General features: G+C 63.6%; 20 protein-coding genes. 4 read left to right on the plus strand and 16 right to left on the minus strand.

Annotated elements, in window-relative coordinates; genetic code table 11:
* Window positions 1-3: 3 nt before the first annotated feature.
* The 16 genes from C8J36_RS16920 to ugpC all read right to left on the minus strand — a co-directional run bounded on the left by C8J36_RS16920 (window position 4) and on the right by ugpC (window position 17,527).
* The gene (locus C8J36_RS16920; RefSeq protein ID WP_162242446.1) at window positions 4-834 is read right to left on the minus strand and encodes a carbohydrate ABC transporter permease; all 831 of its coding nucleotides are present in this window, start codon (window positions 832-834) and stop codon (window positions 4-6) included.
* A complete protein-coding gene (locus C8J36_RS16925) occupies window positions 831-1,757 on the minus strand; it encodes a sugar ABC transporter permease (protein ID WP_062596181.1) in 927 nt (308 codons plus the stop codon). The genes C8J36_RS16920 and C8J36_RS16925 overlap by 4 nt, the downstream gene beginning before the upstream one ends.
* A gap of 84 nt (window positions 1,758-1,841) precedes the next feature.
* Window positions 1,842-3,101: a sugar ABC transporter substrate-binding protein gene (locus tag C8J36_RS16930; protein ID WP_132536581.1), complete on the minus strand. Its 1,260-nt coding sequence runs from the start codon at window positions 3,099-3,101 to the stop codon at window positions 1,842-1,844.
* A 34-nt stretch (window positions 3,102-3,135) separates the two neighbouring features.
* Entirely contained in the window at window positions 3,136-4,317 is a 1,182-nt protein-coding gene (locus C8J36_RS16935; protein ID WP_132536582.1) for a PLP-dependent transferase, read from the minus strand.
* The gene (locus C8J36_RS16940) at window positions 4,314-5,006 is read right to left on the minus strand and encodes a FadR/GntR family transcriptional regulator (RefSeq protein WP_132536654.1); all 693 of its coding nucleotides are present in this window, start codon (window positions 5,004-5,006) and stop codon (window positions 4,314-4,316) included. Before C8J36_RS16940 ends, C8J36_RS16935 begins: the two co-directional genes overlap by 4 nt.
* A gap of 358 nt (window positions 5,007-5,364) precedes the next feature.
* The gene (locus C8J36_RS16945) at window positions 5,365-6,249 is read right to left on the minus strand and encodes a ribokinase (protein WP_132536583.1); all 885 of its coding nucleotides are present in this window, start codon (window positions 6,247-6,249) and stop codon (window positions 5,365-5,367) included.
* Window positions 6,246-7,121, minus strand: coding sequence for a MurR/RpiR family transcriptional regulator (locus C8J36_RS16950; protein WP_132536584.1), 876 nt, complete (start codon window positions 7,119-7,121; stop codon window positions 6,246-6,248). The genes C8J36_RS16945 and C8J36_RS16950 overlap by 4 nt, the downstream gene beginning before the upstream one ends.
* Complete coding sequence (locus C8J36_RS16955) at window positions 7,118-8,098, minus strand: ABC transporter permease (protein ID WP_062596186.1); 981 nt, start codon at window positions 8,096-8,098, stop codon at window positions 7,118-7,120. Before C8J36_RS16955 ends, C8J36_RS16950 begins: the two co-directional genes overlap by 4 nt.
* A 50-nt stretch (window positions 8,099-8,148) precedes the next feature.
* Window positions 8,149-9,660, minus strand: coding sequence for a sugar ABC transporter ATP-binding protein (locus tag C8J36_RS16960; RefSeq protein WP_132536585.1), 1,512 nt, complete (start codon window positions 9,658-9,660; stop codon window positions 8,149-8,151).
* A gap of 60 nt (window positions 9,661-9,720) precedes the next feature.
* The gene (locus tag C8J36_RS16965) at window positions 9,721-10,785 is read right to left on the minus strand and encodes a substrate-binding domain-containing protein (RefSeq protein ID WP_062596188.1); all 1,065 of its coding nucleotides are present in this window, start codon (window positions 10,783-10,785) and stop codon (window positions 9,721-9,723) included.
* An 82-nt stretch (window positions 10,786-10,867) separates the two neighbouring features.
* Window positions 10,868-11,851 carry a sugar phosphate isomerase/epimerase family protein gene (locus C8J36_RS16970; RefSeq protein ID WP_062596189.1) on the minus strand — a complete coding sequence of 328 codons (984 nt, stop codon included), beginning with the start codon at window positions 11,849-11,851 and terminating at the stop codon, window positions 10,868-10,870.
* A gap of 199 nt (window positions 11,852-12,050) precedes the next feature.
* Complete coding sequence (locus C8J36_RS16975; protein ID WP_062596190.1) at window positions 12,051-12,506, minus strand: RbsD/FucU family protein; 456 nt, start codon at window positions 12,504-12,506, stop codon at window positions 12,051-12,053.
* A gap of 52 nt (window positions 12,507-12,558) precedes the next feature.
* The gene (locus tag C8J36_RS16980; protein WP_062596237.1) at window positions 12,559-13,419 is read right to left on the minus strand and encodes a carbohydrate ABC transporter permease; all 861 of its coding nucleotides are present in this window, start codon (window positions 13,417-13,419) and stop codon (window positions 12,559-12,561) included.
* Between the two features lie 80 nt (window positions 13,420-13,499).
* Window positions 13,500-14,609 carry a sugar ABC transporter permease gene (locus C8J36_RS16985; RefSeq protein ID WP_132536656.1) on the minus strand — a complete coding sequence of 370 codons (1,110 nt, stop codon included), beginning with the start codon at window positions 14,607-14,609 and terminating at the stop codon, window positions 13,500-13,502.
* Window positions 14,610-14,712: 103 nt separating this feature from the next.
* Window positions 14,713-16,383 (minus strand): sugar ABC transporter substrate-binding protein, encoded by a 1,671-nt coding sequence (locus C8J36_RS16990; RefSeq protein WP_132536587.1) that lies wholly within the window; start codon window positions 16,381-16,383, stop codon window positions 14,713-14,715.
* 82 nt (window positions 16,384-16,465) lie between these two features.
* Window positions 16,466-17,527: a sn-glycerol-3-phosphate ABC transporter ATP-binding protein UgpC gene (ugpC, locus tag C8J36_RS16995; protein WP_062596193.1), complete on the minus strand. Its 1,062-nt coding sequence runs from the start codon at window positions 17,525-17,527 to the stop codon at window positions 16,466-16,468.
* Window positions 17,528-17,795: 268 nt separating this feature from the next.
* Between ugpC and C8J36_RS17000 the strand changes: the two genes are divergently transcribed.
* The 4 genes from C8J36_RS17000 (at window position 17,796) to C8J36_RS17015 (ending at window position 23,552) form a co-directional block, all read left to right on the plus strand.
* The gene (locus C8J36_RS17000; protein WP_132536588.1) at window positions 17,796-18,236 is read left to right on the plus strand and encodes an RbsD/FucU domain-containing protein; all 441 of its coding nucleotides are present in this window, start codon (window positions 17,796-17,798) and stop codon (window positions 18,234-18,236) included.
* A 148-nt stretch (window positions 18,237-18,384) separates the two neighbouring features.
* On the plus strand, window positions 18,385-20,463 hold the full coding sequence (locus C8J36_RS17005; protein WP_207897541.1) for an ATP-dependent helicase: 2,079 nt from the start codon (window positions 18,385-18,387) through the stop codon (window positions 20,461-20,463).
* 4 nt (window positions 20,464-20,467) lie between these two features.
* Window positions 20,468-21,691, plus strand: a complete 1,224-nt coding sequence (gene dinB / locus C8J36_RS17010; protein WP_281029246.1) for a DNA polymerase IV — start codon at window positions 20,468-20,470, stop codon at window positions 21,689-21,691.
* Between the two features lie 478 nt (window positions 21,692-22,169).
* On the plus strand, window positions 22,170-23,552 hold the full coding sequence (locus C8J36_RS17015) for an FAD-containing oxidoreductase (protein ID WP_132536589.1): 1,383 nt from the start codon (window positions 22,170-22,172) through the stop codon (window positions 23,550-23,552).
* Window positions 23,553-23,612 lie beyond the last annotated feature (60 nt).

Here is a 23,612-nt window from a genome sequence, read left to right on the forward strand (position 1 = left end):
GGATTATCCTTTCACCGCGCCGGCCGTCAGGCCCTGCACGAGATACCGCTGGATCAGGAGGAAGAAGAGGCAGGCCGGCACCAATGCCATGACGCCCGCCGCCATCATCTGCCCGAAATCGACGGAGAATTTCGAGACGAAGGTGAGCAGTCCGACCGGGAAGGTCGCGCTGTCATTGCCCGAGATCAGCATGAGCGCGAAGAGCAGCTCGCTCCAGGCCGCCGTGAACACGAAGCCGAGCGTTGCCGCGATGCCGGGCAGCGTCAGCGGCAGGATGATCTGGCGAAAGGCCGTGAACCGGCTCGCCCCGTCGATCATCGCGGCATCTTCGAGATCCCTCGGAATGCCGTCGAAGAAGGATTGCATGAGGAACGTCGCGAACGGCACGTTGAAGGCCGTGTAGACGATGACGAGGCCGGTCAGGCTGTTGGTCAGCCCGAGCGGCGACAGCATCTTGAAGATCGGCGCGACCAGCATCACCAGAGGAAACATCTGGGTGATCAACATCAGTGCAACGACCGCATATTTGCCGCGAAACACGAAGCGGGACAGCGCATAGCCGGAAAGCGAGGAGATCAGCGTCACCGCCAGCGCCGTGGACCCCGCAACGATCAGGCTGTTGCGGAAGAAGATCGGGAAGGCGCTATTCTCGATAACGTAGCGATAATGCGCGAGCGTCGCATGCGACGGCCACATCCGCACGCCCTCGCTGTAGAGCAGATCGTTCGGCGTGACCGACACTTTGAGCAGCCAGTAGAGCGGAAACAGCGCGAACACGACATAGGCGAGAATGGCGAGGCGATGCGCGATGGTCAGAAGAATGCCCATGGTCAATCCTTCTCGATCAGGCGCTGGCGGATGACGACGATCACCATGGAATAGGCGAGCAGCAGCACGAGCAGCACGAGCGCGATGGCGGAGGCGTAGCCGAAATCGAGTCGCTTGAAGGCCTGGGTGAAGATGTAGCTTGCGACGATCTGGGTGCGGTCGGCCGGGCCGCCATTGGTCATGACGATGATGAGGTCGGCGAAATTGGCGATCCAGACGGTGCGCAGGAGGACGGTGATGGCGATGGTCGGGGCGAGGAACGGAAGCGTGATCGAGGTGAAGCGCTGGATGGGATTGGCGCCATCGATCGCGGCGGCCTCGTAGAGATCGCGCGGGATGGCCTGAAGGGCTGCGAGCAGCGTGATCGCGAAGAACGGAATGCCCCACCAGACATTGGCGATGATCGGACCCCACATCGCAAGCTGGGGATCGGCCAGAATGTTGTTCGGCGCCGAAAGGATGCCGAGCGACACCATCCAGTGCGGCAAAGGTCCGATGACGGGGTTGAACATCCAGGCCCAGTTAAGCCCCGCAAGGAAAGTCGGAACGGCCCAGGGCAGGAAGACCAGCGCCTGTGCGAGGCCGCGCCCGGCAAAGGGCTTGTCGAGCAGCAGAGCGAGGATCAGGCCGAAGAAGAACTGGAGGAAAACGGAAGCGCCTGTCCACCAGAGCGTATTGCGCAGCGCGCGATAGAAGGCGGTATCCTGCGAGAGCTCGCGAAAATGATCGAGCCCGACGAAGCCGCCCGAGAACGGATTGAGCAGCTGGATATCGCGAAACGCGTAGGACAGGCCGAGCACGAGCGGCACCAGCATCACGGCAATGATGAGCACCAGTACGGGGGCCGTGTAGAGCCAGGGCTCGGCGGCATCGGCGAGCCGGCGTGCGAAAGGCTTGCGCGGGCGGCGGCCCGTGGCGGAAAGGGTCATGGTGTGGTCACCTGAGGTCCGGCGCTGTCTTGGAAGGCGAGACCCGGCGCGCGCAATGGTTGCGCGCCGGGACGTCGAGAAGGCTTACTTCGACGCGAGGAACTTCTTCTGCGCCTTCGTCATGTAATCCGCCCACTGCTTGGCAAGCTCTTCCGGCGTGATGTCGCCGAGCAGGGCTTCCTGGGAGGTCTTGATGACGAGCGAGTCCTTGAAGAAGGCGAATTCCTCGAGGTAGGTCGGCATCGTCGTGGGAACGGCGTTGGTGTCCGCCAGCTCGGCAAACCAGCCCTTGAACTGTTCGCTCTGGTAGAACGGATCCTTCTCGGCCGTCGTCAGCGCCGGCAGCGCGCCGGTCTTCTTGTTCCACTCGATATTGCCTTCCGGCCCTTCAAGCGTCGAGATCAGCTTCCAGGACAGATCCTTGTTGGCGGAAGACGCCATCATCGACCAGCCGGCGAAGCCGATGGTCGGGAAGGTCTTGCCGTCAGGGCCCTTCGGCATGGTCATGACGCCGAAGTCTTCGGCCTTCATGCGCTGCGCGATGGCGATCAGCGCGTCCGGATCCTGGTCGAGGAAGGCGCAGGTGCCGGAGTAGAAGCCGGCGACGATCTCGTTGAAGCCCCAGTTGACGCTGTCCTTGGGCGCATAGCCGTTCTTGTAGAGATCGACCACATAGGTGAGGCCCTTGACCCAGCCGGGGCTGTCGAAGGTCGAGGTGCCGTCTTCGTTGAAGAAGCTGTTGGAGCCGGCCATGCTGGCGCCGAACATCACCCAGCCGTTCAGCCCGCCGGGACCGCCGCGCAGGCAGTAGCCATACTTGCCGGGAATGGCGGACACCTTCTTGGACGCGTCGGCAAATTCTTCGAGCGTCTTCGGCGGTTCGGTGACGCCAGCCTGTTCCAGCAGCTTCTTGTTGTAGAACATCGCCCGGAGATAGAAGCCATAGGGCAGCATATAGGCCGTGTCCTTGACGTCGCGGCCGAGCTCCAGCGTGCGGGCGCTGAGATCCTTGGTGTGTTCCCACTCCTTCAGATAGGGTTCCAGGCTCTCCAGCATGCCGTTATTGGCATAGAGCGAGAGCCATGTGTCCGGCATCTCGATGACATCCGGCACGTCGCCGGCCGAGACCATGGTCGCGAATTTCTGGAAGGCGTCGCTCCAGGGAAGCGAGACGATCTCGACCTTGGTGCCCGGATTGGCGCTCTCGAACTTGGAGACGATGCTTTTCAGCGTCTCGGTGCGCTCGGGGCTGGTGATGACCTCGACGAGCTTCAGGGTGGTATCGGCCAGGGCCGTACCGGCCATCAGGGCGGTGAAGAGTGTGGCTGCGATCAGGCGTTTCATGCTGTTCTCCCTTTTTTTGATTGATATGGCAGTGTCAGGCCGCCGCCGCGTTGGTCGCGGCGTGGATGGCGGGTTCGAGATCGGCCCAGAGCGCCTCGGTCCCTTCCAGTCCCACATGCAGGCGGACGGAGCGGGCACTGATGCCGAAGGTGTGGGCGGAATTGGGCTGTGCTTTCTGCTCCAGCACGACGTCTCCGGGGACGATCAGGCTCTCGTGCCCGCCCCAGGAAACGCCGAGCTTGAAGAGCTTCAGCCGGTCGGCAAAGGCGCGAACATCGACGCCTTCGCGAAAAATGAAGGAAAACAGGCCGGACGTGCCGTTAAGCCCCGGCGGCAGCCGGTTCGCTAGGCCCGGATGGCACACGGTCTCCACCGCATCCATGGCCTGAAGGCGCGTGGCGATCTCCAGCGCGGACGCCTGATGCTGCTTCATGCGGATGGGCAGCGTGCGCAGGCCGCGCACGATCAGCCAGGCATCGAACGGCGAGAGCTTGCCGCCGAGATAGGGATAGGCCTCGCCCCGGATGCGGTCGATCAGCGCCTTCGGGCCGGCCACGACGCCGGCGACGACGTCGCTGTGACCGCCGAGATACTTTGACGCCGAATGCAGCACGAGATCGCAGCCGAGCGACAAAGGCTGCTGGAAGATCGGGCTCGCCCAGGAATTGTCGATGACGGAAATCGCGCCGTGACGGCGGGCGATGGCTGCGAGCGCGCCGACATCATGCGCTTCCATCACCCAGCTCGTCGGGCTTTCCATGTAGAAGAGCTTGGCACCCGGCATCGCCGCTTCGACCGCTGCCTCGTCGCGACCGTCGACATAGGTGACGGCGATGTTCATGCGCTTGAAGAAGGTGCCGAACAGCCGGAAGGCATCGGGGTAGAGATGCCGGACGGCAACGATCCGGTCGCCGGGCTCCACGAAGGAGAGCACGGTCGAGGAGATCGCCGCCATGCCGCTGGCAAATCCGAGCGCATCTTCCGCGCCTTCCAACTTGGCCAGCATCTCTTCGAACAGACGGACGGTGGGGTTCAGGCCGCGGGTGTAGACGGGCCGGTTGCGCTCGCCGCGATAGGTCGCGACCATCTCGTCATAGCTCGAAAAGGTGAAGAGCGAGGTTTGCACGATCGGCGGCACGACGGCCTCGAAGGCGTGGGTCTCGTCATGGGCGACGATCAGCGCGGCAGGATCGAAGAGATCGTGACCTGGGGTCATTTCGACATGTCCTTGATATCTTCCTCGACGATGGCGAGGATCTTTAGAGTTTCCATGCGCGCAGCCTCCGCATCGCCGGCGGCGATTGCGTTGAAAAGCGTCCGGTGGAAGGGAAAGGAGCGTGCCGCGAAATCCGGGCGATCGAATGGCTTCGACCAGAAGCGCTCGAAGCCGCCGCGCATCTGCTCCAGCAGCTGACCAAACAGGGGATTGTGCGTGGCATCGTAGATCGACAGGTGGAAAGCAAGATCCGCCTTGCCCGAGGTGCCCTCGGCGAGATGCACCCTCTCCATCTCGTCAAGGCGGGCCTCGATGATCTGCAGATCGGCATCGGTCCGGCGACGCGCAGCGGCCATGGACGCCTCGACCTCGATCCCACGACGAACCTCGAGCGTCATCAGAAGCGCATCGCGAAGACCGCCGGACTCGAAGGAGAGCGGCATGTGAACGGTGCCGGCGGAGATCGGCTTCAGCAGGTAATTGCCGCTACCCTTGCGGCTCTCGACGACGCCGAGCGCCTGGAACTTGCCGATCGCCTCGCGAATGGTCGAGCGACCGACGCTGAGCGCCAGCATGAGTTCGCGCTCGGCCGGCAGGCGGTCCCCTGCCTTCAGGCCGGCATGCTCGACATACTGCGCGAGCGCCGTCTCCACCTGCTGCGCCCGATTAATCGGCGGCAGCGGATCGATACGTGTTGCTGCGCGGGAGAGCGCACTCACAACGAAAATCCAAGGCGATAGAATTGGTCTGACATCCTGCCAATTGAGGACGGCAGATCAGCTTTGTCAAGTCTGTCCCGCTCACGCCCGACGGCTTGCCATGCGCAATCCACCGCCGTAGGCGTCGCCGACATCCCCTGGCGGGCGTTCCTGAAGAGTTTGGAGCGTATCGGCGGGGACGAATACGGACTTTCGTCGGTGCCACGTTACAGGACAGAGGGTCCGAGTCGATCCGACGGATCTCCGACGTCGTTGGTAAACGAAGGCTGCGAGGCTGGTCCTGCGGCGCAATCCGCCGCCGACGCATCCGGCCTCGGCCGGAAAAAGGCTAGCGCTCGGACTCCGGCGTCGCCACGAGGTGCGCCGCTGCCGTGTTCGCATCGGCAAGGGCACGATCGAGCGACAGGCCGCGTGCGGTCTGCGCTGCGAGCATGCCGATGAATTCGTCGCCGGCGCCGTGCGTGCTTTCGACCTTTACCTTGACCGGGTCGATCGTGATCTCGCGACCGTCTGCATCGACGGCCGCGACGCCGGCACCACCGGCCGTGACGACGACCTGCGGATAGCTCGTCTTGAGAATGCGCGCTGCCGAGAGGGCACCCTCCAGCGTTTCCACGACGCCGACCCCGGCCAGCATCTCCGCCTCGATGGCGTTGACGACGAGGATGTCGACCAGCGACTTGAGCGCGTCGGAAAGAGGGCGCGCCGGAGCGGCGTTGAGGAGAACGAGACCCCCGGCTGCCTTCACGCGGCGCGCGGCGAGAACGTTGGCCGCATCCGGGATTTCGTTCTGCAGAACGAGAATCGCGGTCTCGGCGAGAACCTCCGAGGCGGCCTCCAGATGGCTCTCGCCAAGGTCCAGATTGCTGCCGGAGACGATAACGGCGCCATAGTCGCCTTCGTCATCGAAGATCGCGACGCTCATGCCGGTTGCGCGCCGGGCGTCCCGGGCGACGAAGCGGTGATCGACGCCCTTGCGCGCCAGATTGTCGATCAGGAAACGCCCAAAGTCATCCGCGGCGACGGCGCCGATCATGGATGTCGCAATGCCTGTCTTGGCCGCGGAGACCGCCTGGTTGCCACCCTTGCCGCCACTCTTCGGATGCCAGGCCGAGCCTGTCACCGTCTCGCCCTTGCGCGGCCGGGCCGGGCCGAAAACCGCGATATCGTAATGCAGGCTGCCAAAGACGGTGACGCGGGGGGTGGATGTCATGGAAGTCTATCTTTTCGCTTGGAGCTGACGGCAGACATCGTCTGCTTGAGGTTGCGTTCCGCCGCGCGGTAATCGCGCTGGGCGACGGCGACGAAAATCGCATCGAGAATGTTGAGCTGGGCGATTCGCGCGGCGGCGTTCTCGCCCATCAGGGGGGAGCCCTGCGCGGTCGAGCAGAGCACGATATCCGCGGCCTGGGCGAGCGCCGATCCGCCGTAGTTGGTGATGGCGATGGTGCTCGCGCCATTGCGGCGGGCGAGTTGGATGCCTTCGATGACCGCCGTCGTATTGCCCGAATGGGAGAAACCGACCGCGATGTCGCCCTCCTTCAACAAGGATGCCGACATCAGCATCATGTGGCTGTCGTCGAAGACATTGGCCCGGACGCCGATGCGCAGGAATTTATGCGATACATCGCGGGCGATCTGGGCCGAGCCGCCGACGCCGTAGAAATCGCGCTGGCTTCCCGTATGGATCAGGTCCGCCGCCCGGTCGAAGGCGGCCATGTCGAGGATCGCCAGCGTTTCCTCGAGCGCATGGATCGAGGTGCGGAAGACCTTCTGCACGATTTCCTGCGACGTATCGTCCACCGAGAGTTCCCGGTGCATTTCCGCCGTCGGCTGGCTGTTGTAGAGGCTGACGGCCGCGCGAAAGTCGCGGTAGCCGGCAAAGCCGAGCTTCTTCGTGATCTTCACGACCATCGCCTCGGAGACGCCGGCCTCGGCCGCGATCTTCTTCAGTGACGTCTCGTCGTTGAAATCGCGCAGGCCGAAAACCGTGTCGACCACTTTTGCTTCGAGCGGGGTCAGCAGCGGCATCATCATCCGGATGCGCGGCCCAACTGCCTTCATGTCGAAGCTTTCCGTATTCATCCCCGTCCCCTCGTTGCACGATCAATCATCATGGCGACGAGGATTATAAGGCCGGTTGCGAGAAGTTGGTAGAACGCCTGCACATTCATCAATGTCAGTCCGTTGCGCATGGTGCCGAGGATGATGGCGCCGAGAATGGTGCCGACGATGCTGCCCTTGCCGCCCATCAGCGAAGCCCCGCCGATGGCCGCCGCCGCGATCGCATCGAGTTCCCACAGGTTGCCGAGGATCGGTTCGGCAGCGCCGAGACGGCCGATGAGGATGAGCGACGCGAGAGCGGCGAGTCCGCCGGAAATGACATAGGCGGTAATCTTGGTGCGGGCGATGGGAACGCCGGCGACATAGGCCGCTTCCTCGTTGCCGCCGACAGCCATCAGATACTCGCCGATCGGCGTCTTCGTCAGCAGCACCCAGGCCGCAATCGCAACGACGGCGACGATGAGGATGGGCGTGGGAATGCCGAACAGGGCGCCGTTGAAGAGCTGGCGGAAGCCCGGCGGGATGCCCAGAACCGGATTGCCGCCGGTGTAGATCAGCGCCAGCGCCCGATAGGTGCTGAGCGTGCCGAGCGTGACGATAAAGGGTTGCAGGCCGACATAGGCGACGAGCACCCCATTGATGAAGCCGCAGAGGACGCCGATTCCAAGGCCGGCAAGGATCGCCAGCGGGATCGGCGTTCCCGCCAGAAGCAGCGTGGCGGTGATGACCGCGGAGATCGCCGCCGTCGGGCCGACCGAGAGATCGATGCCGCCGGAAATGATGACGAGCGTCATGCCGAGCGCGAGGCAGGCATTGATGCTCGATTGCTGGAGGATGTTGATCAGGTTTCGCTCCGACAGGAAGCCGGGGACGAGCGTGGCGAAGACGGCGACGATGACGACGAGGCCGATCAGCGTGCCGGCATCGCGCAGCGAGAAGGAGAAACGGCCAAAGCCCGATGCGGTCTTTTCGGCCGGAGCGGCAGCGGAGGGGGTCATGGCAGTGTCCTATTCGTCTTCTTCAACGTTCACTTGGTCGAAATGGTGTTTCAGGCAGCCGGCGCGGTCTCGGCGACGCCGGGAATGGCATGGGCAACGATCACGCTCTCGCTCAGGCCCTCGCGGGGCAACTCTGCGGCGATCTGTCCGTCCCGCATCACGAGCACGCGGTCGGACAGTCGGATGACCTCCGGCAACTCGGAGGAAACCACGACGATCGATCGTCCCTCGGCCGCCAGGGCCTCGATGAGATGGTAGATCTCCGACTTCGCGCCGACATCGATGCCGCGTGTGGGTTCGTCAAACAGCAGGATTTCGGAGCGGGCCGCAAGCCAGCGGGCGATGATCGCCTTCTGCTGGTTGCCGCCGCTGAACAGCCGGATCGGCCGGTCGAGCAGAAAGGGGCGCAGGTTGACGCGCTTGAGGAGGTCGTTCGCGGTCGTCTTCAGCCGGCCTTTCGAGATGAAGCCGCTGCGGGAGAACGCCGGAAGGGAGGCGAGCGCCATGTTGAGCGCCACGGAGCGCCCGGGCACGATGCCGTCACGCTTGCGCTCCTCCGGCACGAGGCCGATGCCGGCCGCGATCGCATCGCGCGGGTTGGCGAGCGTCACCGGCTTGCCGTCGATCTCGAGGCTGCCGCCGGACAGGCGATCGACGCCGGCGATCAGGCGCAAGAGTTCCGTCCGGCCGGAGCCGACCAGACCGGCAATGCCGACGACTTCGCCCTTGCGCACGCTGAAGGAGACGTCGCGGATCTTCGGCGAGGTGAGGTTCTTCGCTTGCAGCTTCACGGTCGGCGTCGCATGCGAGACATGAGCGTCCTGCATCAGTTCGCGCCCCACCATCATGGTGATCACGTCGGTGTGCGAGACCTTGGAAAGATCGACCACATCGATCAGGCGTCCGTCGCGCATGATGCTGGCGCGCTGGCAGATGCGAAAAACTTCGTCCATCTTGTGGGAGACGTAGACGATCGAGACGCCGCTTGCCGCAAGACGGGCGATGACCTCGGCCAGCCGCTCGAACTCGCTCGGCGTCAGGCTGGACGTCGGCTCGTCCATCGCGATGATGCGGGCCTTGTCGAGCAGGGCGCGGCCGATCTCGACGATCTGGCGCTGCGCGACCTTGAGCGTGGAAATGGGCGCGCCGGGATCGATGCCCGGATCGAGCATCGCCAGGGCTTCGGCGGCGCGGCGCTCCTGTTCGCGGCGCGCGACCAGAAGGCCGCCGGCTTTCGTGACGGAATGTCCGAGAAACATGTTCTGCGCCACGGTGAGGTGCGGAACCTGCTGCAACTCCTGATGGATCATCGCAATTCCCGCCGTGCGGGCATCCATCGGCTTCTTGAAGGTGACCGGGATCTCATCGACAAGGACGGTCCCGGAGGTCGGCTTGAAAACGCCGGAGAGAATTCGCAGAAGCGTCGATTTGCCGGCGCCGTTTTCGCCGAGCAGACCATGGATCTCGCCGGGCTGGACGTCGAAGGAGACATCCGACAGCGCCTTGACCCCAGGGAAAGCCTTGGTAATTCCCTGAAAACGCAATCGTGCAACGGTGCTCATCGGTCTCTCCTGCCCTTTGCGAAAGAGACGCCGACGGGTGCCGGCGTCTCGATCTCGTGCTTACTTCGCAGCCTTGGCGTCTTCCATCAGCACCTTGCGCACGTCGACGCCTTCGCCCTGGTACTTGGCGAGGTTGTCGGCGGTGATCAGCGCCTGCGGTGTGGCGACGACGCGGGGCAGCTTCTGACCGGCAACGAGGCGCAGCGCGGTTTCCAGCGCCACTTCGCCGGTAAGAACCGGGAAGCTGTCGACGGTGCCGGTGAGTTCGCCTGCCTTGATCGATGCGTAGGCATCCGAAATGCCGTCGGTCCCGAACACGGCAACCTTGTCCTGCAGGCCGGCAGCCTTCACGGCCTCGACGATGCCGAGCGCCATGCCGTCATTGTTGGCATAGAAGCCGACGAGATCGGGATGCTGGTTGAGAATGTTGGTGGCGGCGTCGTAGGACGTCTGGCGATCCCAGTTACCGGGAACGCTGGCGACGACCTCGAACTTGCCGTTCTCGGTGATGGTCGACTTGAAGCCGTCCGTCCGCTGAACGGCGGCGTAGACGCCGGCCTGGCCCTCGACGATCGCGACCTTGCCGCCCTGCGGGCGGTTCTCGATGAACCACTTGGCGACGCGCACGCCGTTGTCGCGCTGGACGTTACCGACATAGTGCTCGGCCTGCGGAATGACGGCGTCGTTGACGTTGACGACCGGGATGTTGGCAGCCTTGGCCTGTTCCATCACCGGCTGCAGGTTCGCATCCGTCTGGGGCGAGACGAGCAGCACGTTGTAGCCCTGCGTGATCATGCCTTCGGCGATCGTCAGCTGACCGAGCTGGTCGCCTTCGCTCTGCGCCGCCTGGTAGACGACGGGCACGTTGTGCGCCTTGCCGAAAGCCTCATAGCCCTCTCCGAGCGAGCGCCAGTATTCGTTGGTCAGCGTCTTGGAAACGGCGCCGGCCTTCGTGCCTTCCGGCACCTTGGGGAACGCGCCGAACTTGGCTTCGACCTGCGACCAGTCGATCCGGTCCTTTTCGGTGTCGGAGTTCAGCGGCGCGAGGTCCTGCGCGAATGCCGCGCCGAACAAGAGGCTGGCGGCAAAGCCGGCGGCGATCGTTGTCTTCAGAAATGTCTTCATGGTTTCCTCCCGAGTTTCATCGTCCCACATGCGCCGTGGCATGCCGGTTCCAATGTTCAAAATGTTGCAGGCGTAAGCGACTTCAGTTGCCGAGCATCAGCTCCTGGACGACGGCCTGTGCGGAAACGGCGTCCTGGCGGTCAATCGCGCCGGAAAGGCGATTGTCCTGTTCGAGGCGGTCCACGACCTTCAGCATGCGCTTGACGGTCTGGATGTTCACCTCGCATTCGTGGACCGGATCGAGACCGGTCATGTCGGGGAACGTATCGAAATAGATCGCGCCGTCATATCCGTCGCGGCGGATCTGGCGGAGAAGCTCGATCGTCTGCTGGGGATGGACCGAACCGACCATCAGGCCGTCGTCGCGCTTGGCGTAGCCATCATTGAGGTGAACGCCGAGGACGCGGCTGTAGCGGGCAATGAGCGCTGCGGCGAAGGCCGGCTGTTCGTCGGCGTAGAGCACATGGGCGAAGTCGAGCGTCACGCCGAGGTTCGGCAGTCCGACGTCCTTGATCGCGAGCAGCGTCGTCGCGCAGTCGGGCATCAGGCTGTAAGAGCGCGGCTCGTTCGGCTTATATTCGATGCTGATCAGGCATTCCGGATCATGTTCGCAAACTTCACGAATACCGTCGATTTCGTGTTGCCAAAGCGTCGCGTAATCTGCCTGGAACGCGTAATCGAAACCATCCTGGCCGAGCCAGAGCGTCATCAGCTTGGCGCCGGCTTCGCGGGTGGCGTCGATGCCCTTTTTCGTCAGCTCGATCGCTTCACGACGAACGGCGGCGTCCGGATTGGTGAAAGCACCGATCTTGAAGGCGGGATTGGTGTAGTAGCGCATGGCGAAGCCATTGACCGAAAGGCCAAGATCTTGGATGCGACGGGCCAGTTCCGCCGGTTTGTCGGCACCGTGGTCGGGATAATTGAGGTCGAGGTCGGTCAGGCCATCCACCTTCGCCGCACGCGCAACCATCTGCATGACGCTCGGTTTACCCACAAGATCCGGCCATTCGGCCTGCGGGCGCGATGCGAAGGAATTGAGGCGGGTCGCAAATTTGAGATCGGTCACGGCAGGGGCTCACATCGGTTTGTTCGTGAGCCAACTTCACATCAAATATAAAAGTTGTAAAGTTTAAATCTGTTGTGCATCGCACCAATTCGATGGTCCCAACGGCAATTTCAGGTGCGGAGCCGTAGAGTCCCGTGTCGGACGTCGGCCGGGCAGCGTTCCGCCGGCCGACGTCTTCGTGGCCTTGAGGGCGTGGGCTTTACGCGCCGGCGGGCGGAATGACACCTTTCGTGAAGAGGAAGCAGCCGTAGAAGCGCGTCTCGCCGGTCGAGATGACGCAATAGGCCTTCTTTGCCAGATCGTAAAAGGCGAAGCGCTCGATGCCGTACATCGGGCAAGGCTTGCCTTCCGCGCGATCGATCTCCGCCTGCACGTCACGCTGCACGTCCGGCTGTTCGTCCGGTGCGCCCATGACTTCCATGCGTCCCGCGGAGTTCTGCAGCGGCGTATCGAGCGGCAGCACCGAGAGAATCGCGGCGATGGCCTGCGGCGCGCTCAGATTGGCCATCGTCAGCGGCCGTCCGATCACCGTCTGCCGGCCGACGCTGTCGGTCGGGAAATTGGTGTCCGAGACGACGAGCGTATCGCCATGCCCCATCGATCGCAGTGCGTGCAGGACGTCGGCGCTGAGCGCCGGATGAATGTTCTTCAGCATGAATGCCTCCCATTGCGTCTTGGTCGCGGCCCTCGCCGCGACCCTTGTCAGCCTATTTCACGGCGCCCGCCGTGAGGCCTTTCACGATGTAACGCTCCAGGAAGATTCCGACCAGCACCAAAGGCATGATTGCCGCGGTGGCGATCGCCGCCATCGACCACCAGTTGATGCCCTGCGATCCCGTCTGGCTTGCGACCATCACCGGCAGCGTCTTCGCATTGGAGCTCGTCAGCAGTGCCGCGAAGAAATACTCGTTCCAGCAGAGGATGACGGAGAGAATGAACGCCGCCACCATGCCCGGCAGCGCGATCGGCAGAACGATGCGCAGGAAGGCGCCCCAGATCGAGCATCCGTCGACCAGGGCGGCCTGTTCGAGTTCGAGCGGGATCGTATCGAACTGGTCGCGCATGATCCAGATCACGATGGGCAGAACCATCAGCGTGTAGACGAGGATAAGGCCGACCAGCGTGTCGAGCAGCATGAGATGCTTGTAGAGAACGAGGAACGGCATGGCGAGAACGACGGGGGGCAGGATAAGCTGCGACAGGAAGAAGAACGAAATGTCCTTGTTGCGCATCCAGAGGAATTTGTACGAGAATCGGCTGAGGCCGTACGCGGCGAGCGAGCCGATGACGACGGCGAGGAACGAGGCGCCCGCCGAGGCGACGATGCTGTTGAAGAAGCGGCGGACGAACTCGTCGCGCACGGTCGATGGCGCCGAGATCGTATCCGGCGACAGGCCGAGCGAGCGCCATCCTTTCCAGTCGGGCGTGAAATCCACGAAGGGAATGAGGTGCCCCTGCGTCACATTGACGGCCGTCTTGAACGAGGTGGTGATCGTCCAGTAGATCGGGAAAAGCGAGATGAACGCCCAGAGGATGAGCGCGGCATAGATGAGCAGGCTCGGCGTCATGAAGCGCGGGCGCCGCGACCAGAGGCTCGTCCGGCCTTCGTCTCCTGCGGGGGCGTAAGGGATGCTTGCCATGGCGGGCCTCAGTTCGAACGCTGCATCCACCGGCTCGCCCCTTTGAGGATGAGCGCGACGAAGATGATGATGACGACAAGATAGAATTCCGCGAGCATCGTGCCGTAGCCGACGTTCGATCGATCGCGATACTCCCGGAAGATGAAGCTGGAGACCGTGTCGGTCGCGCCGCCCGGTCCCCCGGCGGTGACGTTGATGACGATGTCGGCGAGCTTCAGCTGGAAGATGATGCGCAGGATGACCACGGTCATGCTGACCGGCAGCATCAACGGGAAGGTGATCTCCTTGAAACTCTGCCAGCCGGACGCACCGTCCACCTTGGCGGCTTCCTTGACCTCGGCAGGCAAGGCCTGAAGGCCGGCGAGGAGCAGGATCATCATGAAGGGGATCGACACCCAGGCATCCATCGCGATGATGGAGGTCCGCGCGAGCCAGGGTGTCGAGAAGAAGGCCGGGTTATCCCAGCCGAGATGCCGCGCAAGCGTCGCCGCGGGGCCGAAACGATATTCCATCAGCGACTTGCCGATCATCCAGCTCACGGCGACCGGGCTGAGCATCAGCGGCAGGAGGAACGCGACCCGGAAGAATTTCCGCGCCCGGATCTCCGCGTTCAGGAGCAGCGCCAGGCCGAAGGCGATCGCATATTGCACCAGCACGGCCGCGACGTAGTAGACCATGTTGAGGAGCGCGTTCCAGAAGTAGACATCGGCAAACAGGGTTCGGAGGTTGTCGAGCCCGTTGAACCGTCGCCCGGCTGCCGCGCTCAGGTTCCAGTCGGTAAAGGCGATGTAGAGGCCGAAGACGGTCGGGAAGACCACCATCGCGACGGTAAAGAGCACGGCCGGCAGCACGAACGCGGCCCGCTGGCCGTCCTCGCCCCGGATCAGGATCTGCGCCGCGCAGAGCGCCACAGCCCAGAGGATGTAGGCAAACAGAAGCGGCCGCCAGCTGACGAGGCCGATCGCGGTGACGCCGGAGGCTTCGAGCACCTGCAGAGCGAGCACGGCAAGGAGGAGGATCGTTGCCGCGGTGAACAACAGACGGCCGCGCCTTGCGGAAATCAGCTGGAGCTCCGCACGGTCGGGAACGGCCGACGACGGCGTTGTGCCGGCAGGCATGGTTGTATGGGACATCGGCGAACCCTTGGGCGCACATCAGAGCAGTGCGTCATGCACGAATGAGAGCGCCGGGCGACGCACAGGCGCCGCCCGGCTTTGTCCGTCAGGCTCCGAGCGAAGCCTTGTAGAGTGCGACCTGCTTTTCGCGACCGAGCTGGTCGGTGATCTTCTCCCAGGCCGTCGCGATCGCGTCGGCGCCCGCCTGTGCCGTTGCCTGTCCGGCAAAGACCTTGGCCAGTTCGTCTTCCGCCACGCTGTAATACTGGAAGATGCCGGGAATGCGCGGTTCGATCGCGGCGTTCGGATGGTTGTAGGAGTTCGACTGCGAGGCGAGGTAGCTCGTGATGAACGCCTCGTCGTAGCCGGCCGAGACCCATTCCTTGATGTCGAACTGGCTCTTGCGGTAGCACTGGAAGCCCGAGGGATAGGCCGCCGTCCAGAGGGCGAGGTCCTTGCCGCCGAGATGGGCTGCCGCACTCCAGGCCGCCTTCTTCTTCTTCTCGTCGCTATCGACGCGGGCCATGACATAGACGCCCCAGCCGAGATAGGCCATGTTCGGCGCATGGTTCGGGCCGCTGGCGAGCTTGTCCCATTGGCCGGTCTTGGCGTTGTAGACGTCGTCCGAGCCCGGCAGGATGTCGAAGCCGATCGTGTCACCGACGACCGAGCTGTCGCTCGTGCGCGCGCTTGCACCCACATCGCCCCACCAGGAGACCATGGAGCCCGTGCCGGCAAGGAACTGCTGGAAAGCGGTCGTGCCCGGATCGGCGTTCAACTGGTCGCCCGCTTCCGACGGCAGGGCGTCGATGACGTCCTGGATGGCGCGAACCCAGGCGGGGTTGTTGATGCGCGGCTTCATCGTATCGACGTCGAACAACCAGGCCTTGTCGTCGGGATGCTTGGCATAGGCCGTCGCGCGGCTGCCGAGGAAGTAGAAGCCGAAGCCGCCCCACGCCTTCGGCGCATCGAGGTAACCGACGGCTTCCATGCCGCCGACGGTCTTGCCCTTGAGGAACTTGGTGACCTCCTGGACCTTCTGCCAGGTCTTCGGCACGCCCCACTCGCCCTCGTGTCCCTCGTCCTTCCAGGCCTTCGCCAGGTCGGCATCGCTGAAATAGTCGGTGCGGTAGTTGAAGTTGTGGCAGTCGCCATCCACCGAGATCCGGTAGGTCTTGCCGTCCCAGGTGCCGACCGGCGCCTTGAGGTAGTCGACATAGTCGTCCATGTCGATCTGGGCCTTGACCCAGTCCGGCATCTCGGAGGCGAGGCCCTTGCCGCAGACGTCGCCCTCGAACGGTGCTCCCATCTCCAGGAGATCGAAATCGACGGTGCCGGTGGCGATCGCCTGCTGCAGGCGCGGATTATAGTCGGCCTGTGCAAGGTCGATCCAGGTGATCTTCGCGCCGGTGTAATCCTCCCAGGGCTTGAGGAAGCCGCGGAAGAGGACGTTGTGAAGGTTCTGGTTGTTGAGACCCATGAAAGAGAGCTCGACGCCGGCAAATTCGCCCTGCTTCACGCTCTTCTTCGTCGCCTCCAGGCACATTTCACCGACCTTCTGCCAGTCGGCATCTGTCGGCGAACCCTTGCCGACGCCCGGGATCTGCAGCAGCTGGCTGCGGAACGAGGCGTCCTGTGCGAAGGCGGCGTTGAAGCCGCCGAGCCCGTCGAGCATCGTGCTGGCCGCGGCGACGGCCCCAAGGCTCGCGCCCGTCTTCAGAATGGCGCGCCGGCTGAGGCCGATTGCCATCATTCGTTCAAAGTCACTGACTTTCATTATGGTCTCCTCCCATGTGAAACATCTGCGCCACATCGCGTGGCATGCCGGCACCCCGCCCAGGCGCGCCGGTCTATCGCAATCAGCCGAGCCGCAGCCCGGACGCACCGTCGAACAGGTGCACCAGAGCGGGGTTCGGCGTCATCGTGATGATCTGATCGGTGTCGCCGGCCACCCGGTCGCGAAACACACCGATGATCTTCTGCTGCCCGAGCCGGGCGAAGACCTGCGTTTCCGAGCCCGTGGATTCGATCACCGAAATCCTGGCTTCCACAGATCCGCCGAGCGAAAAGTGCTCGGGCCGGATGCCGTAGTAAGCGGGCTGCCCGTCGGAGCCTGCAGGGGCCGTGGTCAGAGGCAGGACGATGCCGTCGTCCGTCTCGAAGCTCGGGGCTGCGCCGGCACGGATGCGGCCCTTGATGAGGTTCATCGAGGGCGAGCCGATGAAGCCGGCAACGAAGACATTGGCCGGGCGGTCGTAGAGGTCGAGCGGCGAGCCGATCTGCTCGACGCGGCCGTCGCGCAACACCACGATCCGGTCGGCCATCGTCATGGCTTCCACCTGGTCGTGCGTCACGTAGATCATCGTCGTTGCGAGGCGCCGCTGCAGTTCCTTGATCTCGGCACGCATCTGCACGCGCAGCTTGGCATCGAGGTTGGAGAGCGGTTCGTCGAACAGGAAGACCTTGGGATCGCGCACGATCGCCCGCCCCATCGCGACGCGCTGCCGCTGGCCGCCGGAGAGCTGGCGCGGGTAGCGCGCAAGGTAGGGAACGAGATCGAGGATCTCGGCGGCCTTGCGCACGCGCGCCTCGATCGTCGCCTTGTCGTCGCCGCGCATCTTCAGGGCAAAGCCCATATTGTCGGCCACGGTCTTGTGCGGATAGAGCGCATAGCTCTGAAACACCATGGCGATATCGCGGTCCTTCGGCGGCAGGTCGTTGACGACCTTGCCGTCGATGCGGATGTCGCCCGAGGAAATCGGCTCGAGGCCGGCCACCATGCGCAGCAAGGTGGATTTTCCGCAGCCGGACGGCCCGACGAGGACCACGAACTCGCCGTCCGGAATCTCCACGGACACGCCATGGATCACGGCAAGGCTGCCATAGGCCTTACCGACGTTTTCAATGTTCATCGACGCCAAAGGGGGCCTCCTACCCACTTACGCTGTGCACTCCCTCACAGCCCCGGCGCCATCGACGCCGTTCGTCAGCAACTTCACACACAATAACATTGTTGTAAATTGCTATTCGCCAGATGCGTTGAGGTTTGTTGTATGGGGGGTCCATTCCGACCGCGAGAGCACGGAGAGGACCGTCGGAGCCTCATTTCGGCACGGTTGAGAAGAAAGAGACTTGGATACATCACAAATTATAGTAGCATCGTGAAGTGAGAGTGAAGGAGGAGACGGCATGCTCAAGGGAATCGATCCGGTGATCCACGCGGATCTCATGCACGCGATGATGCGGATGGGCCATGGCGACGATCTCGTCTTGTGCGACATCAATCACCCCGCGGCCACCATTGCAGCCCACACGACTTACGGCCGCCTGCTGGACCTCTCCGGTTGCGGATTGACGGAGGCCGCGCGCGCCATTCTGACGCTGTTCCCGCTCGATACCTTCGTCGAACGGCCGGTCAGCCGCATGCAGGTCGTCGGCGATCCCGAGGCGCGCATGCCGATCTTCGATGCCATGCAGGACGTGGTGGATGCGTCGCAGGGCCGAGCCATCCCGATGGAGGCGCTGGAGCGCTTCGCGTTCTACGCGGCGGCCAAGCGATCTTTCGTGATCGTGCGGACCTCCGATCCCGGCCCCTATGGCTGCTTCATCTTCAAGAAGGGCGTGATCTGAAGCTGGCCGCACTCGGGAGGACACACCGGTCTTCCCCCGAGGCCCTGTTCAAGCTTTTCCCCGGCTGATATGTTCGTTATTTGTTCCGAAAGCCTTCGCGTGCCGATTCTGTGCGAGGCTGGGCGGTCGGCAGGACGGGGAAGACGGCATGGTGGCGGTAGCCTATCTGGATACGTTGAACGAGCGGCAACGCCAGGCCGTCGAACACGGCATCGTTTCGGGTGATGCCTCCTCCGACACGGTCGCCGGGCCGCTCCTGATCATTGCCGGTGCCGGATCGGGCAAGACCAACACGCTCGCGCATCGTGTCGCTCATCTCATCGTTCACGGCGCCGATCCGCGGCGCATTCTTCTCTTGACGTTTTCCCGCCGTGCCGCCTCGGAGATGGCGCGGCGGGTCGAGCGCATCTGCCGCAAGGTGCTCGGGGCCAATGCCGGCGTTCTCATCGATGCGCTGGCCTGGTCCGGTACTTTTCACGGGATCGGTGCGCGGCTCCTGCGGATCTATGCGGAGCAGATCGGCCTCGACATCGACTTCACCATTCACGATCGCGAGGACAGCGCCGACCTGATGAACCTGGTGCGTCACGAACTCGGTTTCTCCAAGACGGAAAGCCGGTTCCCGACGAAGGGCACCTGCCTGTCGATCTATTCCCGCGTCGTGAATTCGCAGGCGCCGCTTGCCGAGGTTCTGCGTCTGCATTTCCCTTGGGTCGCGGGATGGGAGGCGCAGTTGAAGAGCCTGTTTTCTGCCTATGTCGCGGCGAAACAAGCGCAGAACGTGCTCGATTACGACGATCTCCTGCTCTACTGGGCGCAAATGGTCTCCGACCCCGACCTTGCCCTGGATATCGGCGAGCGGTTCGACCATGTCATGGTCGACGAGTACCAGGATACGAACCGGTTGCAGGCCTCGGTGCTGATGGCGCTGAAGCCCGGCGGCCGGGGTCTGACCGTGGTCGGCGACGATGCGCAGTCCATCTACGCATTCCGGGCGGCCACCGTTCGCAATATCCTCGATTTCCCCGGCGCCTTCAGCCCGGCGGCCGACGTGATCACGCTCGACCGCAATTACCGCTCGACGCAGACCATTCTCGCCGCAGCCAATGGCGTCATCGATCTTGCGCGCGAGCGCTTCACCAAGAACCTGTGGACGGAGCGCCAGTCGGCCGAGCGACCGAAGCTGGTGACGGTCAAGGACGAGACCGACCAGGCCGCCTTCATCGTCGAGCAGATTCTCGCCAATCGCGAGACCGGCATGACGCTGAAGCAGCAGGCCGTGCTGTTCCGGTCGTCCCATCACAGCGGGCCCCTCGAAGTGGAGCTGACGCGGCGCAACATACCCTTCGTCAAATTCGGGGGTCTGAAATTCCTCGACAGTGCGCATGTGAAGGACATGCTGGCCGTACTGCGGTTTGCCCAGAACCCGCGGGACCGCGTGGCCGGCTTTCGCCTGCTGCAGATGCTGCCGGGCGTGGGGCCGCAGACGGCAGGCAAGATTCTCGATGCCATCGCGGCGGATCCCGAACCGCTCGCAGCCCTTGCCGAAATCCCCGCGCCGCCCCGCACCGGCGACGACTGGAGCCCCTTCGTCACCATGCTGGAGAGCCTGCGGAAATCCGGACCGGGCTGGCCGGCGGATATCGGGCTCGCGCGGATCTGGTACGAGCCGCATCTCGACCGTCTTCACGAGGATGCGGAGACCCGTAAGGCGGACTTGCTGCAACTGGAGCAGATCGCGGGCGGCTACGGCTCGCGCGAGCGCTTTCTGACCGAGCTGACGCTCGATCCGCCGGATGCGACCAGCGACCAGGCCGGCGTGCCGCTGCTGGACGAAGACTATCTCATTCTTTCCACCATTCATTCCGCCAAGGGACAGGAATGGCGCTCCGTCTTCATGCTGAACGTGGTGGATGGCTGCATCCCGTCCGATCTTGGAACCGGGACCACGCAGGAAATCGAGGAAGAGCGGCGTCTTCTCTATGTCGGAATGACGCGGGCGAAAGACAGTCTTTCGCTGATCACGCCGCAGCGCTTCTTTACCCATGGGCAAAATCCGCAGGGCGACCGGCATGTCTATGCCGCGCGGACCCGCTTTATTCCGGCAACCCTTCTGCAGTTCTTCGAACAGGCGACATGGCCGCTGGTATCGGCGTCCGCTTCGGAACGCAGTGCGCGCGAGATCCGCATCGACGTTGCCGCCCGCATGCGCGGCATGTGGAGCTGAAGCCATGCAGCCGGGCACGCTGGATATGGCAGCAAGAGAGGCGGCGCGCGAAGCGGCCGAACTCGCCGAAGCGCTGGCCGCTCCGGCTGCCGAGACGGCCCCTGGACCCGATCCGGGTGCGACCACGACCCCGCCGACAGGCGATGCGCCGGTGCGAAAGATCATCCATGTCGATATGGACGCGTTCTATGCTTCCGTCGAGCAGCGTGACGATCCCGAGCTTCGCGGCAAGCCTGTCGCCGTCGGCGGCTCCGCCGCGCGCGGCGTGGTTGCGGCCGCGAGCTACGAGGCGCGGGTCTTCGGCGTGCATTCGGCCATGGCCTCGGTCACCGCCAAACGCAAATGCCCCGATCTGATCTTCGTCAAGCCGCGCTTCGAGGTCTACCGCGCCGTCTCCCAGCAGATCAGGGAGATCTTTGCGGATTACACGCCCTTGATCGAGCCGCTGTCGCTGGATGAGGCCTATCTCGATGTGACCGAAAATTTGAAGGGCATGGAGATTGCGACCGAGATCGCCGCGGAAATCCGCGCACGGATTTTCGCCGTGACGGGCCTCACGGCCTCGGCCGGCATCAGCTACAACAAGTTCCTGGCCAAGATGGCGTCCGATCAGCGAAAGCCGAACGGGCAGTTCGTCATCACGCCCCGAAACGGTCCGGCCTTCGTGGAGGCCCTGCCCGTCAAGAAATTTCACGGCGTGGGTCCTGCGACCGCCGAGCGGATGAAGAAGCACGGCATCGAGACGGGGATGGATCTGAAGACCAAGCCGCTCGCCTATCTCCAGCAGCATTTCGGCAAGTCCGGCGCGTACTTCCACGGCATCGCGCGGGGGATCGACGAGCGGCGCGTTCGCCCGGATCGCATCCGCAAATCGGTCGGCGCGGAAGACACGTTCAGTGAGGATATCTCCGACCTTGCTCTCGCCGAGGCCGAGTTGCGGCCGCTGGCCGAGAAAGTCTGGCGTTACTGCGAGGCGCACGATATCGCCGGCAAGACCGTGACGGTGAAGATAAAATATGCGGACTTCACGCAGGCAACGCGTGCGCGAACGCTTCCCGTAGCCTTCGCCCGGATCGAAGATGTTCTCGACGTCGCCGACCAGCTTCTGGCGACGGTCCATCCCTTTCGCCGGCCGGTGCGGCTTCTCGGCGTTACGCTGTCCTCCCTCACGACAGCCGGCTCGGAATCCGACGCACGCGAGGAGCCGCAACTCGATCTCGGTCTTTAGGCTGTTCGGCAGCTACGGATGGCGGGTCGGTTGAAATCAGGCAGGCCAAAGCTCAAAACGAAAAAGCCTGCCGCGGGAGGAGGTGCGGCAGGCTTTCCGATAAGAACCGAACGGCGGCTGGGAGGAGGATGCCGCCATTCCTTCGAACGATCCTGGGAGGAGGAGTGGAGCGTTCGAGAGACGAAGGACGCGGGAGGAGGTGCATCGCTTCGTTGGAATGAGATATACCCTCGTACGCATGCCCTTACGAGATGCAATATTGCAGTGCAGCTATGCAGAAAGCGAAGGTCGGGCGGACAGGATCAGCGCGCTGACAGACGGCCCGTGAGGAACGTGCCCCCCATGCGGCAGCCTTGTTCCGAATGTCGGTCTGTGATTGCATTGAACGCGTCGATCCAGCCTTTGGAGATTTCATGTTTCTGCTGATACCTTTGACTCTCGGTGCCCTCCCCGTCCTCGTTTCCAAATCGTTGTCCGCATGAGAACGTTCGACGCGATCATCATCGGTGCGGGCCAGGCCGGTCCTTCGCTTGCCGCCCGTCTTTCGGCTGCCGGCCGCTCCGTCGCGATCATCGAGCGCAAGCATGTCGGGGGAACCTGCGTCAACACCGGCTGCAAGCCGACCAAAGCGCTCGTTGCCAGCGCCCATGCCGCCCACATCGTGCGGCGGGCGGCGGATTTCGGCGTGGTCGTCGGCGGCGATTTCAGCATCGATATGCCCTCCGTCTTTCGCCGGGCGCATCAGATCACGCTCGACAGCCGCCGAAGCAACGAGGCCTGGCTCGAGGGTCTCGATAACTGCACCCTGATCCGCGGCCATGCCCGCTTCGAGGATCGAACCATCGTGCGGGTGGACGAAGAGCGTCTGACGGCCGCGCAGATCTTCATCAATGTCGGCGGCCGGGCCGCCATTCCCGATTTCCCGGGCATCCGCGATGTGCCCTTCATGACGAACAGCGATATCGTTATGCTCGACCGCGTGCCGAAACACCTCGTCGTCGTCGGCGGCAGCTATATCGGGCTCGAATTCGCCCAGATGTACCGGCGCTTCGGCGCCGCGGTCACCGTAGTCGAGAAAGGACCGCGCCTCGTCGCGCGGGAAGACACGGACATTTCCGATGCGATCCGGGCGGTGCTGGAAGCCGAAGGCATCGACGTCCGGACCGCGGCGGAGTGTATCCGTTTTTCCCGCGAGGGAGACGACCTTGTCGTCGGCGTCAGCTGCACGGATGGCGAGCCCGACATTCGCGGATCCGACATCCTGCTCGCCACGGGGCGCACGCCCAATACCGGCGATCTCGGTCTCGAGGCCGCCGGGTTGGCGACGGACAGCCGCGGCTATATCGTCGTCGATGATGCGCTCGCCACCAGCATTCCAGGCATCTGGGCGATGGGCGATTGCAACGGGCGCGGCGCGTTCACCCACACGGCCTATAACGATTATGAGATCATCGCCGCGAACCTGCTCGATGGAGAGGTGCGCAAAGTGTCGGATCGTCTGCCCGGCTATGCGCTTTATATCGACCCGCCGCTCGGTCGGGTCGGAATGAGCGAACGGGAGGCTCGCGCCTCGGGCAGACGGATCCTCGTCGGCCGACTGCCGATGACACGGGTCGGCCGGGCTGTCGAGAAAGGCGAGACGCAAGGTTTGATGAAGATCGTCGCCGATGCCGACACGCGGCAGATTCTGGGTGCGGCCATTTTCGGCACGGGCGGCGACGAGGCCATTCACGGCGTGCTCGACCTGATGAATGTCGGCGCCCGCTACGATGATCTGCGCTGGGCCGTGCCCATTCATCCCACCGTCTCGGAGTTCTGGCCAACTCTCGTTCTCGGCATGACGGCTGTGGATGCGACCTGATGAGAAGAGGCCCTCGACGGTCGCCGAGAGCCTCGCTTTTCCGGTTCTGATGCCGTCAGG

This window comes from Rhizobium sp. PP-F2F-G48 (assembly GCF_004342335.1).
Classification (GTDB): Bacteria; Pseudomonadota; Alphaproteobacteria; order Rhizobiales; family Rhizobiaceae; genus Ferranicluibacter.

Coding starts and splice junctions, on each gene's coding strand:
- C8J36_RS16925 (WP_062596181.1), bottom strand. CDS start 1,757: ATGACCCTTTCCGCCACGGGCCGCCGCCCGCGCAAGCCTTTCGCACGC.
- C8J36_RS17005 (WP_207897541.1), top strand. CDS start 18,385: ATGGTGGCGGTAGCCTATCTGGATACGTTGAACGAGCGGCAACGCCAG.
- dinB (WP_281029246.1), top strand. CDS start 20,468: ATGCAGCCGGGCACGCTGGATATGGCAGCAAGAGAGGCGGCGCGCGAA.
- C8J36_RS16975 (WP_062596190.1), bottom strand. CDS start 12,506: ATGCTGAAGAACATTCATCCGGCGCTCAGCGCCGACGTCCTGCACGCA.
- C8J36_RS16980 (WP_062596237.1), bottom strand. CDS start 13,419: ATGACGCCGAGCCTGCTCATCTATGCCGCGCTCATCCTCTGGGCGTTC.
- C8J36_RS16960 (WP_132536585.1), bottom strand. CDS start 9,660: ATGAGCACCGTTGCACGATTGCGTTTTCAGGGAATTACCAAGGCTTTC.
- C8J36_RS16965 (WP_062596188.1), bottom strand. CDS start 10,785: ATGAAGACATTTCTGAAGACAACGATCGCCGCCGGCTTTGCCGCCAGC.
- C8J36_RS17015 (WP_132536589.1), top strand. CDS start 22,170: ATGAGAACGTTCGACGCGATCATCATCGGTGCGGGCCAGGCCGGTCCT.
- C8J36_RS16985 (WP_132536656.1), bottom strand. CDS start 14,609: ATGCCTGCCGGCACAACGCCGTCGTCGGCCGTTCCCGACCGTGCGGAG.
- C8J36_RS16945 (WP_132536583.1), bottom strand. CDS start 6,249: ATGACATCCACCCCCCGCGTCACCGTCTTTGGCAGCCTGCATTACGAT.
- C8J36_RS16990 (WP_132536587.1), bottom strand. CDS start 16,383: ATGAAAGTCAGTGACTTTGAACGAATGATGGCAATCGGCCTCAGCCGG.
- C8J36_RS17000 (WP_132536588.1), top strand. CDS start 17,796: ATGCTCAAGGGAATCGATCCGGTGATCCACGCGGATCTCATGCACGCG.
- C8J36_RS16950 (WP_132536584.1), bottom strand. CDS start 7,121: ATGAATACGGAAAGCTTCGACATGAAGGCAGTTGGGCCGCGCATCCGG.
- C8J36_RS16930 (WP_132536581.1), bottom strand. CDS start 3,101: ATGAAACGCCTGATCGCAGCCACACTCTTCACCGCCCTGATGGCCGGT.
- C8J36_RS16935 (WP_132536582.1), bottom strand. CDS start 4,317: ATGACCCCAGGTCACGATCTCTTCGATCCTGCCGCGCTGATCGTCGCC.
- C8J36_RS16955 (WP_062596186.1), bottom strand. CDS start 8,098: ATGACCCCCTCCGCTGCCGCTCCGGCCGAAAAGACCGCATCGGGCTTT.